Consider the following 12,503-nt stretch of genomic DNA (forward strand, 5'->3'; position numbering starts at 1 on the left):
CGCAGTGACCAGGTGTCACTTCGCGCACTCTGCCTTGGCGGCGTTTGCTAGCGGTACGTCTGCCGGCGCCTTTGCCGGTCCGGTGATGGGCACACCCGCGCCCTTGAAGTCCGCGCCCAGGGTCAGGACCATCGCCTGGAGTCCCTCCGCGTCGGTGGTGCCCTGCTTCAGGGCCGAGCCGGGCAGCCCCATCATGGCGGCGAGTGCACGGGCCTGGTCCGCCTGGTTGGGGGCGTACTCGAGCGTCGTCTTGGAGATCTTCGCCGGGGCGTTGGCCTTGTTGGTGGACTTGAGCACGCCCTGGTTGTTCTGCAGCCACGTGACCGTCTCCTGCGCGGCACCCGGCCGGTCGCCGCCGTTGAGGACATCGACACGGACGTCGGCGGCAGCGGCCTTGGTTCCCTTGAGCTGTGCGTCCTGCTTGCTCTGGGCGGCCTTCTTCTGGTTCTTCACCTCGGTCAGCGAGGTGTCCTCGCGCATCATTGCGAAGAGCTGGTCCGCCTTCTCCGGATGCAGCACCACCGTGATGGGCTTCGGCTCGGCCGGGTTGTTTATCACCGGGGCCGTCACGAAGGTGATGTTCTTGGTGTCGACCTTGCTGAGCTCCTTGGCCAGCGACACCAGCTTCGTCCCCGTGCCGATGGGCTTGTCGACCGTGAGGGCCTTGGTCGCCGCGTTCGCCAGGTCGTACAGCTTCGTCGGGCTGGTCAGGGTGTCGTCCGACTTCATCTGCCGGATCATCGAGCCGATGAACTGCTGCTGCACCTTGATCCGGTCGAGGTCGCTCCTGTTGCCGAAGCTGTGCCGGGTGCGGACGAACGCGAGCGCGTCCTCGCCCTGGATCGTGCTCTCGCCGACCGGCAGGTCCAGGTGCGAGTCCTTGTCCTTGACCGCGTGCGCCAGGCAGACCTTGACGCCGCCGACCGCCGTGGACAGTTCCTTCACCGCGTTGAAGTCGACCATCATGAAGTGGTCGACCTTCAGGCCGGTGATCTCCTCGACGGTACGCATGGTGCAGCCCGGGTCGCGCCCGTCCTGGCCCAGGCTGGTGTTGAACCGGATGTTCCGCGTCCCCGGAATGACCTTCTTCGTGCCGTCCGGCAGCGTGGTTTCGCAGTCCGGGATGTTGGTGATCAGGTCGCGGGGGATGCTCAGCGCCGTCGCGTTGGTCCGGTCCTTGGAGACGTGGAAGAGGATGTTGGTGTCGGCGTGACCGACGCTGCCCTTGTCGCCGTACCCCTCATTGCCCTTACCGGTCCGCTTGTCGGTGCCGATGATCAGGATGTTGAGGGGTGCGTCGGAGGTGACGTTCTTGTTTCCGACGTCACCGGTGTCGATAGTGCTCAGGTTGCTGTTGAAGTGCTGGTACAGCGCGTAGGCGCCGATCGAGAGGCCGACGAGCACGAAGGCCATCCCGCCGCCCGTCCAGATGAGCGCCTTCTTGCCGCGGGACTTGGGCTGCTTGCGCTTGCGCCGGCCCGCGGTGTCCGGACCGGAATCCTCCGGCCCGCGCGGTCCATTGGCCGCACGGCGGCCACGCTGTGCCGGCACCTCGCGGCGCGGCCCGTTGCCACGCCCGCCGCCGTCACGCGCATCGTTTCTGCGCTCGCCACTGCCCTCGCGACCCGCACCTGCACGCCTGGAACCACGTTGCCCCGGCGTGGTCGGCCTGCGGCTCGAACCCCCTCCGGATTGGGTCAGTCGCAATTCGTAATCACCGGTCTGCGGGTTGAGAACCCACTGGTCTGCGGGATCGATTTCGTCCGCCCGCCCACGGCCTTGCGCATCCACGGTTGCTTGAGTCCTCCGTCGGTGCCACGCGAGGCGCCTCCCCCGACAAGGCGCTCGTTCTTTCGCTCCAGCAGTGCGCGACCTGACGGCCGGAAGCACCGGATCGCGTCACACTATCCGCCAAGTTCGGCGTCGAGCGACGGGCGTGACAAATTCCACGGACTTTATAACCGGTCAATCTGCTCATTGCGTGCCGATCGTCGACATCTCCTTGGCCATTGCTTTACTGCTTGCACAGGTCCGCGGCCGCGTTGTTGCCCGAATAGGTGGGTGTGGGCGTCGGGTTCGTGGACTCCGAGGCGTGCCCGGTCCCGTTCTTCCTGCGTGCCGGCTCGTCCGCCGGGACCACCGTGACAGGGGCGTCCTGGCGCAGCTGCTTGAAGAGCTTGGCTGCGTCGGGCTGGACGAGTTCGTCCCGGTTCGGGTCGGCGGCGTACGGCTGTCGTGGCACGGTCAGGAACTGCACCCTGTCGGTCGGCACGTCGCGCACGTCGCGCACCAGTGCGTACAGGTCCTTGAGGCTGTCCAGGCCGGGGTCCGTGGTCAGCGACTTGGTGGCCGCGTCCAGCACCGGATAGAGGCGGGTCGGGTTGAGCAGGACACCATTGCTCTGCACCTTGTTCACCAGCGCGCCGAGGAAACGTTGCTGGCGGTCCATCCGGTCGGTGTCGCTCCCGTCGCCGAGGGACTTGCGGGCCCGTACGTAACCCAGTGCCTCCTCGCCGTCGAGCTTCTGGCGTCCCGCGCGCAGCTTCACGTGCGCGTCGGGGTCGTCGACCGGCTCCTTGAGGCAGATCTCGACACCGTCCACCGCGTCGACCATGTCCTTGAAGCCGCTGAAGTCGACGACCATGTAGTGGTCCATGCGGATCCCGGTCATCAGCTCGACCGTACGGATCGTGCAGGCAGTGCCGCCGAACTCGAAGGCCCAGTTGAACTGGGCGAATTGCTTGTCGGTCCGCTTTCCGTCCGATGTGCGGCACCTGGGGATCTCCACCATCAGATCGCGCGGGAGGGACATCGCGGTGACGCTCTTCCGGTCCGCGGGGAGGTGCAGCAGGATCGTGGTGTCCGAGCGCTGGCTGCCGCCGTAGGAGCGACCGTACCTGCCGTTGTCACCAGCGCGGCTGTCGGAGCCGATGAGCAGGATGTTCTGCGCCTCGTGCACGACGGACGGCGGGCGCTCCTTCTCGTACGCGCGCAGTTCGGCGGCCGCCGCCGTGTCCGTCCTGATGTTGCTGTCGAGCTTCCGGTACAGCCACCAGCCGACGCCGGCGGCCACCAGGACGAGGAACGAGGCGGCGAGCGCGGCCCAGCGCAGCCAGTGGTGCCTGCGCCGGGCGGGGACGGCCCCGTCCCGCCACCGTACGCGGGAGGCTTCCCCGCCCGGCCCGTCCTGCGACGTGTCCTGCGACTCGCCCCTCGACGTGTCCTCGTGCTCGTCCTTGTCCGCGGCCGAGCGGTCGGGGTCCGGCGGCGTGCCGGCATTTTCGGTCACGTCTGCGTCCATCCTTCACGTTCGGCAGCGCGCTGGGCCGCCGGCCGCAGGAGTAGACGGCTGAACCCCACGCTTGGTTGTGCCAGGGCCTGTACCGCCGATCATGTACCGGAGTTGTGGCGCAGGCTCGGGGGCTCGGCCCGCTGTGGGCCGTACGAGTGCGCTCAGAATGCCGGTCGTACCGCGGTGTTGGTGACCCGCTCACTCTCGATGCGCTTGGCGAGCCCGTCCTCGTCCAGCCGGTCCACGTGCCGGCAGAGAACCACCGAGCCACCGGTGGCCAGCGGCGCGTACAGCCCGGCGCTGAGCCCTTCCCAGGTGTCGTAGGTGCGCCCCGTCAGCAGCCGCGACCCGGGCGTCAGGCCCAGCTCCGTACCGTCCTCGCGGGCGCGCGCGACCAGTTGCGCCGACGTCAGCGCGACACCGCCGACGGTCAGCGCGGGCGCGTCCGGGTCCACCGGTGCGAACGGCGCGAACCGGTCACCCTGGCCCGGCACCTCCACGGCATAGTCCGCGAAGCCCTCGGGCGGCTGCGGGAACCGGCCGCCCATCGGACGCAGTGCCAGCGCGACGCGCTCGCCGCGGCAGGCGCGCGCCGCGTCCAGCGTGTCCGGACCGGTCACGACGAGGTCGGCGGCGGCGGGGTCGCCCTGCACATCGGCGACGACGCCGACCGAGGAACAGGCGAGCAGCCAGACCGCGGACTGCCAGTGCGCGGGCAGCAGGAGGGCGAGCCGGTCGCCGGGTTCCGCGGCCAGGTCGCCCTGCAGCAGATTGGCTGTCTTGGCCACCCAATTGGCGAAGGTGGCCACCGACAGTTCGACGCGTTCTCCGGTGGCGTCGTCGTAGAAAGTGACCATGGGGCGGGCCGGGTCCGCGGCGAGCGCGGAACGCAGCAGGTCGGCAGGGGTGCGATCGCTGGCTTTCATCCGCGCAAGGGTACGCGGCCGCGCCGGACGCGACCGGGTGCCACAGGTGTCGCAATACACCGGTTCGGCAGACGAATCGTCAATTGTGCAGAGATACACCGGTAGCCGGAGTTGTCAGAGTGTGCCCAAGATCGTTCGTATGCGTGCCTTTATTGCATCCGCCATTGGTGTCACCTGCTCGGCAGTCCTCGTCCTGCCGCTCGCCGCGCCCGCGGGCGCCGCCTCCGACACCACCGTCACCGCAGAGACCGAGGCCGCCGACCCCGTCGAGGTGCCCGGGTCGACCCAGTCCCTGCCACTCACTGCGCTGCCCGCCGCGTCCACGCGGGCGACCGGCGCCCCCACCGAGGACGCCGCCACCGTCGAACAGGGCCTGCCCCAGCGCGACGTCCGCCCCTTCTCCCTGGTCGGTGTCGTCTGGAACGACGCCGACGTGGAACTCAACGGCACCGTCCAGGTCCGCACCCGCGCCACCGGCACCACCCACTGGTCGGACTGGCAGGAGCTGGAGACCCACAACGCCGAGCACGGCGCCGACCCCGGCACCGCCGAACGCGACTCCGGGACCGTCCGCGGCTCCACCGCTCCGCTCTGGGTCGGCGACTCCGACGGAGTCGAGGTCCGGGTGAGCCCCGAAGTGACCGACGTACGGGACCGGGACAGCGGCGCCAGTGTTCCGCTGCCCGACGGGTTGCGGCTCGAACTCGTCGACCCGGGCAAGGACCCCCAACAACTCCCCTCAGCCGGCCCGGGAGCCGCGGCCGGCAGCAGGGACAGTCGTGCCCCGTCCTCCGAACCACTGGTTCTCCCCGCGCTGAGCAAAGCGGAGACCGAGGCGGAGAGCGAGGCCGAGGACGGCGTCGCCCCGGGCACCAAGCCGTACATCGGCCCCCGCCCGACCATCATCACCCGCAAGGGCTGGGGCGCCGACGAGACGCTCCGCGAGAGCACCTTCGTGTACACAAAGTCCGTCAAGGCCGCCTTCATCCACCACACCGCCACGGGCAACACCTACACGTGTGCGCAAGCGGCCTCGGTTCTTCGTGGTATCTACCGCTACCACGTCGCGAGCAGCGGCTGGCGCGACATCGGCTACAACTTCGCCGTCGACAAGTGCGGAACCATCTACGAAGGACGCGCCGGAGGCGTGACGAAGCCCGTCCAGGGCGCGCACACTCTCGGTTTCAACGCCGACAGCATGGGCATCGCGGTGCTCGGAACCTTCACCACGTCCAAACCGCCCACCGCAGTGGTGAACGCCGTCGCCGAGCTCACTGCCTGGAAGCTCGGCCTGTTCGGCGCCGACCCCAGTGGCAGCACCACGCTCGTCTCCGGCGGCGGCAACCGGTTCAAGAAGGGGACGAAGGTCAAACTCAAGGTCATCTCCGGCCACCGGGACGGCTTCGTCACAGAATGCCCGGGAGAACGCCTGTACGAGAAGCTCGGCACGGCCCGGACCACCTCCGCCCGTCTGCAGGGCCGCTGACGACCCGCTGCTGCGGACTGCTGCGGGGCTGCCGGACGGTGATGAACCGCCCAGTCTGCATAAACTGGCCAGCCAAAACCAGGCCCGGCCCCAGCAGGAAGCAGAGACGTGCCGTGACAGAGGCAAAAGAAGCGATTCTCCTGGTCGGTGGCAAGGGCACCCGACTGCGCCCGCTCACGGTGCACACTCCCAAGCCCATGGTTCCGGCGGCCGGTGTCCCGTTCCTCATGCACCAACTGGCGCGGGCGCGGGCCGCCGGGGTCGAGCACATCGTGCTCGCGACCTCGTACCTGGCGGAGGTCTTCGAGCCGTACTTCGGCGACGGCTCGTCGCTCGGCCTGCACATTGAGTACGTCACCGAACGCGAACCGCTCGGCACCGGCGGAGCCATCCGCAACGTGGCGTCCCGTCTCACCTCGGGCCCGGACGAACCCGTGCTGATCTTCAACGGTGACATCCTCACCGGCCTCGACATCCGGGCGCTGGTCACCTCGCACGCCGCCTCCGGCGCGGATGTCTCGCTCCACCTCACCCGGGTCGAGGACCCCCGCGCCTTCGGACTCGTGCCGACGGACTCCACGGGCAGGGTGACCGCGTTCCTGGAGAAGCCGCAGACGCGCGAGGAGATCGTCACCGACCAGATCAACGCGGGGGCGTACATCTTCCGCCGCTCGGTCATCGACACGATTCCGGCCGGCCGGCCGGTCTCCGTGGAGCGCGAGACCTTCCCCGGACTGCTCGCCTCCGGCGCGCACCTCCAGGGCATGGTCGACTCCACATACTGGCTGGACCTCGGCACGCCGCAGGCATTCGTACGCGGCTCCGCCGACCTGGTCCTCGGCCGCGCCCCGTCCCCGGCCGTCCCCGGCCGGTGCGGCGACCGGCTCGTCCTGCCGACCGCATCCGTCGCCGCCGACGCCAAACTCACCGGCGGTACGGTCATCGGCGAAAACGTCCTGATCGGTGAGGGCACCCGGATCGACGGCTCCGCGGTACTGGCGGGAGCGGTCGTCGAACCCGGCGCCGTGATCACGGACTCCCTGGTCGGAGCGGGTGCCCGGATCGGCAGCCGTACGGTCCTGGCGGGCGCCGTCATCGGCGACGGCGCCCACGTCGGCGCCGACAACGAACTGCGTGACGGCGTCCGTGTCTGGTGCGGTGCGGTCCTGCCGGACGCCTCGGTCCGTTTCTCGTCGGACGAATGACGGGCGCGCTGCGGCGCGTACCCTCGAGAGGCACCCCCGACGACCGAGGACATCACCCGTGGCAGGACGATTCGCTCCCCGCAGCGCCCCGCGCACGCCCGTCCCACGCCAAGTGCCGACCGGTCCGGCACCGGAGGTACTGACCCGGGACTGGACCCCGCCGGGCCCGCTCGACCTGCGCCTCGTTCTCGGCCCGCTGCGCCGCGGCCCCGCCGACCCCACGTTCCGCATCGACCGGGACGCCTCGGTCTGGCGGGCCACCCGCACCCCGGCAGGCCCCGGCACGCTCCACATCAGCGACCGGGGCGGCCGGATCGAGGCGACGGCCTGGGGCCCCGGCGCGTCCTGGCTGCTGGACCAGCTCCCGACCCTGCTCGGCGCGGAGGACGACCCGGAAGCATTTCGCCCCCGCCACCGCCTGGTCGCCGCGGCCCGGCACCGCCGCCCCGGACTGCGCCTGCTGCGCACCGGTCTGGTGCTGGAGTCGCTGATCCCGTCGATCCTGGAACAGAAGGTCACTACCGACGAGGCCTACCGTGCCTGGCGCCTCCTGGTCCGTACGTACGGCACTCCGGCCCCCGGTCCGGCAGCGGCCCTGTTCGGCACGCACGGCCTGCACGTCATGCCGGACCCGCGCACCTGGTCGCTGATCCCGTCCTGGGAATGGCATCGCGCAGGCGTCGACGCCAAGCGCTCGGCCACGATCCTGCGCGCGGTACGAGTCGCCCGCCGCCTGGAGGAAGCGGCGACGATGCCCCTCCCCGAGGCCACTGCCCGCCTGGAACTGATCCCCGGCATCGGCCCTTGGACCTCGGCGGAAACCCTCCAACGGGCCAACGGCGCCCCCGATGCGGTCACCGTGGGCGACCTCCACCTTCCCGGCATCATCGGGCACGCCCTGGCAGGCAACAGAAACGCCGACGACGCGGAAATGCTGACCCTCCTCACCCCCTACGAGGGCCAGCGCCACCGAGCCACACGCCTCATCCTGCTCTCGGGCCACACCCCGCCGCGCAGAGCTCCGCGCATGACAAGAGGCGACATCGCCCGCCTCTGAGACCCCCTCAGACACCAGCTCGGCCTCGCAGTCCACGACCAGCCGCGTCACATGCGAGTTCGTCGGGCGATCGAGGACGAACCGAGCCCGCAGGCCGCGACCAGCCGTGTCGCATACGAACCCGTCCGGCGAGCGAGGGCGAACGGGTCGCGGGGCCGCCCCTCGCCGCCGGGGCAGGGGCGGGCAGCGGAAATCCCACCCGGCCCACCTCACCGCACCGCGACGAACGCCTCCGCACCCCGCTCCGCCCGGGCCACCGGCGCAACCGCCGGACGCCCGACCGCCACCGCACCCAACGGATCCCACTCCGCCGGCAGATCCAGCACCTCACGCACCACATCGCGGCAGAACATCGTCGACGACACCCACGCGGACCCGAGCTGCTCACCGGCCAGCGCCACCAGGAAGTTCTGAACGCCCGCGCCCGCCGCGACCACGAACATCTCGCGCTCCGCAGCATCCCGTCGCGCGTCCCCGTACGTATGGGCGCCATCCATCACCAGGCACGGCACCGCCAGATATGGCGCCCGGCGCAGCACATCACCCCGCCGTACCCGCTTGGCGATCGACTCCTCGCTCTTGCCGTCGCGGCGCAGATCCGAGATCCACGCATCCCGCATCGCGTCGAGCAGCCGGGTCCGCGACTCCTCGGACTCCAGGAGTACGAACCGCCACGGTGTCGTGTGATGCGGCGCCGGTGCCGTCACCGCCGCGGCCACGGCACGCCGTACCGCCGCCGGGTCCACCGGCTCGTCCGTGAACTCCCTGACCGTGCGCCGCAGCGTCACCGCTTCCCGCACCGCCTCGGACGTCCCGAGCCGGAACATGTCCTCGGCGGCCACCCGCACCATCGCGCGGGCCCCGGCCTCAGCGTCTGCCGGGTCCACCACATGCGAGAGCCCTCGCACGATCGCGACCGGCAGCCCCTCCGCCTTGCCCTTGACCAGATCACCGGCCGAGGCGAGCTCGTCCGCGGTGGCGACCACGGTGGCGCTCAGCGGATTGCCGTGCGCATCCGTCCCACCCCGCAGATCGTCCAGCACCCGGACCCCGGCCGCCCCGATGGCGACATCGGTCAGCCCGTTGCGCCACGGGCGCCCGAAAGTGTCCGTGATCAGGACCCCGACCTCGACGCCGAGGGCGTCCCGCAGCCCGTCCCGGATCATCCGCGCGGAGGCGTCCGGGTCCTCGGGGAGCAGGAGTACCGTCCCGGCGGGGGTGTTCGAGGCGTCGACCCCGGCCGCGGCCATGACCAGTCCCTGCCGGTTCTCGACGATCCGCAGCGTGCCGCGGCGCGCCACCACCCGTACGGTCTCGGCGTCGATCGCCGCTTCCCGGTCGGTGGCTTCGGCGATCCGGCCCTCCGCCTTGGAGACGATCTTCGAGGTGACGAGCAGGACGTCACCGTCGGCCAGCCCCGGCTCGGTGGCGGCGATCAGCTTCGCGAGGTTGTCACCGGCCCGCACCTCGGGCATCCCGGGCAGCGCCCACACCCGGTACGAGGGTGTGTCACCGGCGGCCGCGCCGCTCACGCCCGTACCTCCTCGGCCAGCGCCAGTGCCTGCCGCGCCATCTCGGCGGTCGCGTTCACGTCCGTCATCATCAACGGCACGGCGCGACAGCGGATACCCGCGGACTCCACCTCGTCGACCGTGCCGGCGTCCACCGCGTCGACGAGCCAGCCGTCGAGCAGCCCGGAGCCGTAGTGCCGGGCGACGGCGGCTGCTGTGGACTCGACGCCGACCGCGGCGAGCACCTTGTCCGCCATGCCGCGTACCGGCGCGTCCCCGACGATGGGGGAGAGGCCGACGACTGGCACCCCTGCCTCGGCGATCGCCTCCCGGATCCCGGGCACGGTGAGGATGGTGCCGACCGAGACGACGGGGTTGGACGGCGGGAAGAGGATGACGTCGGCGTCGGCGATGGCCTCCAGGACACCGGGCGCCGGCTTCGCCTGCTCGGCACCGACCGGCACGATCGCCTGCGCCTGGACCGAGGCGCGCAGCTTCACCCAGTACTCCTGGAAGTGGATCGCCTTCCGCTCGCCGTCGATGTCGACGGCGACATGCGTCTCGATCCGGTCGTCGGACATCGGCAGCAGCCGGACCCCGGGCTTCCAGCGTGCGCAGAGCGCCTCGGTGACGGCGCTCAACGGGTAGCCGGCGCCCAGCATTTGCGTACGGACGATGTGGGTCGCGAAGTCACGGTCGCCGAGCCCGAACCATTCGGGCCCCACGCCGTACGCCGCGAGTTCCTCCTTGACGTGGAAGCTCTCGTCGGTACGGCCCCAGCCCTGCTCCTCGTTGATGCCACCGCCGAGGGTGTACATCACGGTGTCGAGGTCGGGGCAGACCTTGAGTCCGAACAGATGGATGTCGTCACCGGTATTGCCGATCACCGTGATGTCCGCGTCGGGCGCGGCCTGCTTGAGGCCACGCAGAAAACGAGCACCACCGATACCACCGGCCAGAACCACAATGCGCATGCAGACCAGTCTGTCAGGCGCAGCCTGATCCTCGTGGGGGTGGTGGTGGGCGACGGGTGGGACTGTCAGGCGCAGCCTGATCGCTGTGGGGGTGGTGGTGGGCGACGGGTGGGACTGTCAGGCGCAGCCTGATCGTTGTCGGGGTGGTGGTGGGCGACGGGTGGGCTGTCAGGCGTGTACGGCGTCGGCGGTTGCCGAGGCGCACCGCGCCGCGTGCATGGGCATCTCGGTGAGCCCCGGGTAGTAGATGTGCAGGCTGACGGCCGGTTCGAGGGAGTCGTTGACCACTTCGTGGACGTATCCGGGCGCGAACACGCGCTGCGCGCCGGGGCCCAGCGACCGCATGCCGCGCTCCGTACGCTCGGTCAATTCGCCTTCCAGGACGGTCAGTACGCCGGACGACAGCCCGTGGTGGTGCAGCCCGCTGCCCTGACCGGGGACCCAGCTGAGCAGCCACACCTCGTAACCGAGTGGGGTCTCCCCTGCTCGAGCGGAGCCGAGAGCTTGGGGAACCGTGCGGAGCCGGTGGTACCAGCGGGTGGTCGCGTCGTACTGGACGAGCGGCGCCCACTGCGAGCGGTCCGCGGCGATGCTGCGGGCGAGCCCGACGAACTCGGCCACCGTGGACGGGTGCTGGCGGGCAGGGCGGAGGAGGTGCTGGACCTCAAGGATGTCGCCGGCGATCTGGAGATCGCTGTCGCTGTTCATGGGTGCGGTGGTTCCTCGGCAAGTGAGTGCAGGGCAAGAGTGCAGATGCAGAGATCCAGGGGTGTCGCGAGGACCGGGGACCGGGGAGGGGCCGGGCGGCAGCCGTGCGGGAAGCCGTTCGACGGGGTTGTCCGGAGAAGGCCGAGGTCCGGAATAGGGCTGCGACTAGCTGGAGCGCGAAGGCCTCAACAGCTGAGACAGCTGGAACAGCAACAGCGAGCCTGGACAGCGGTGCGGAACCCACGGAGGTGGGTCACACGCATCACGGAGGTCGCTGGCATGACAGCAAGGGAACCGAGCAAAGCTCCCGTTGTCAACCTGATGCCCGATTTGGCGGTAATGTTTCACCTCATCCGGTTACTCCAGCCGGAGAAAGGTTTGTGCACCCGCCGCGCCGGAGATGTGGCGCAACAGTGGTGCCCTCAAACGTCGTAGCGGCCTCGTGATCCGACTGTGATCTTGATCGCTCCGGTGATCGAATCGAAACATGGCCGCCCTGCCGGGAGTCTGACTCTGTGGCGGATGGGGGCGCGATGAGGCCCATGGCATATGTCAGGTTTTTGGTGATTTGCACACTTTCCGCATAGGCTTGGTTCCGCAGAGTGAATACCGGGCCCAATAGCAGATCTCCGCTTGACTGGCTCGGATCCACACACTTGTAATTTCACTCGTGTCGTTCGGCCGAATCGATAACGGCTGCATCACGGGGACGCAAGAGACAGACGAGGGGCGCACATGACCGAGCTGTTCCAGCAACTGCTGGTCGAGGACGCGGACGAGGAACTCGGCTGGCAGGAGCGCGCACTGTGCGCCCAGACCGATCCCGAGTCCTTCTTCCCCGAGAAGGGCGGATCGACCCGCGAGGCCAAGAAGGTCTGCCTCGCCTGTGAAGTCCGGTCCGAATGCCTCGAGTACGCCCTTTCCAATGACGAGCGGTTCGGTATCTGGGGCGGCCTTTCCGAACGGGAGCGGCGACGCCTGAAGAAGGCCGCAGTCTGACCGCGAGGCCTGCGAAGCAACAGACCGACGGATTCACTGGAACCCCCCGGCCGCCCGAGCGCCACCGACCACGCTCCGGACCTCGGCCCCGATGGCCCGCCGCCTGCACCCTGCCCGCAGGCGGCGGGCCATCGCCGTCTCCGCACACCCCCATACGACTGCCGGCGTGGCCGCTCCGCCCGTCGCCCTCCGAGCGCCTCTGTTCAGCCGCTCGGCGCCACCCCGGTCATCCGTACCGTTAGTGTGGGGCCCCGTCCGAGACGCGCCAACGCCCCGACGGAGCGCGCGTGTACACCGATGCAGCCCCGGGGGGACGCCCCCCGGACCTGGCCGGAGGGCCCGTAC

General features: G+C 69.9%; 10 protein-coding genes. 4 read left to right on the forward strand and 6 right to left on the reverse strand.

Annotated features, from left to right (window positions below; genetic code table 11):
- Positions 1-15 precede the first annotated feature (15 nt).
- The 3 genes from ACNPQM_RS03590 to ACNPQM_RS03600 form a co-directional block, all read right to left on the reverse strand.
- Positions 16-1,791, reverse strand: coding sequence for an LCP family protein (locus ACNPQM_RS03590; protein WP_418082812.1), 1,776 nt, complete (start codon positions 1,789-1,791; stop codon positions 16-18).
- A gap of 223 nt (positions 1,792-2,014) precedes the next feature.
- Positions 2,015-3,289 (reverse strand): LCP family protein, encoded by a 1,275-nt coding sequence (locus tag ACNPQM_RS03595; RefSeq protein ID WP_418082813.1) that lies wholly within the window; start codon positions 3,287-3,289, stop codon positions 2,015-2,017.
- A 164-nt stretch (positions 3,290-3,453) separates the two neighbouring features.
- Positions 3,454-4,218, reverse strand: coding sequence for a TIGR03089 family protein (locus tag ACNPQM_RS03600; protein WP_358859197.1), 765 nt, complete (start codon positions 4,216-4,218; stop codon positions 3,454-3,456).
- A gap of 139 nt (positions 4,219-4,357) precedes the next feature.
- Between ACNPQM_RS03600 and ACNPQM_RS03605 the strand changes: the two genes are divergently transcribed.
- The 3 genes from ACNPQM_RS03605 to ACNPQM_RS03615 all read left to right on the forward strand — a co-directional run bounded on the left by ACNPQM_RS03605 (position 4,358) and on the right by ACNPQM_RS03615 (position 7,966).
- Entirely contained in the window at positions 4,358-5,704 is a 1,347-nt protein-coding gene (locus ACNPQM_RS03605; RefSeq protein WP_418082814.1) for a peptidoglycan recognition protein, read from the forward strand.
- Between the two features lie 113 nt (positions 5,705-5,817).
- On the forward strand, positions 5,818-6,909 hold the full coding sequence (locus tag ACNPQM_RS03610) for a sugar phosphate nucleotidyltransferase (protein WP_418082815.1): 1,092 nt from the start codon (positions 5,818-5,820) through the stop codon (positions 6,907-6,909).
- Positions 6,910-6,967: 58 nt separating this feature from the next.
- Positions 6,968-7,966 (forward strand): DNA-3-methyladenine glycosylase family protein, encoded by a 999-nt coding sequence (locus ACNPQM_RS03615; RefSeq protein WP_418082816.1) that lies wholly within the window; start codon positions 6,968-6,970, stop codon positions 7,964-7,966.
- A gap of 209 nt (positions 7,967-8,175) precedes the next feature.
- Here ACNPQM_RS03615 and ACNPQM_RS03620 read toward each other — a convergent pair whose 3' ends face one another.
- From ACNPQM_RS03620 to ACNPQM_RS03630, 3 genes are all read right to left on the reverse strand, one after another.
- On the reverse strand, positions 8,176-9,498 hold the full coding sequence (locus tag ACNPQM_RS03620; protein WP_358859201.1) for a coenzyme F420-0:L-glutamate ligase: 1,323 nt from the start codon (positions 9,496-9,498) through the stop codon (positions 8,176-8,178).
- Entirely contained in the window at positions 9,495-10,451 is a 957-nt protein-coding gene (cofD, locus tag ACNPQM_RS03625) for a 2-phospho-L-lactate transferase (RefSeq protein ID WP_418082817.1), read from the reverse strand. The genes ACNPQM_RS03620 and cofD overlap by 4 nt, the downstream gene beginning before the upstream one ends.
- Before the next feature lie 168 nt (positions 10,452-10,619).
- Positions 10,620-11,159, reverse strand: coding sequence for a cysteine dioxygenase (locus ACNPQM_RS03630; RefSeq protein WP_358859203.1), 540 nt, complete (start codon positions 11,157-11,159; stop codon positions 10,620-10,622).
- A 735-nt stretch (positions 11,160-11,894) separates the two neighbouring features.
- Here ACNPQM_RS03630 and ACNPQM_RS03635 point away from each other — a divergent pair.
- Positions 11,895-12,158: a WhiB family transcriptional regulator gene (locus tag ACNPQM_RS03635; protein ID WP_030927001.1), complete on the forward strand. Its 264-nt coding sequence runs from the start codon at positions 11,895-11,897 to the stop codon at positions 12,156-12,158.
- The last annotated feature ends 345 nt before the right edge of the window (positions 12,159-12,503 follow it).

The organism is Streptomyces sp. NPDC056231 (genome assembly GCF_048270745.1).
Lineage (GTDB): Bacteria > Actinomycetota > Actinomycetes > Streptomycetales > Streptomycetaceae > Streptomyces.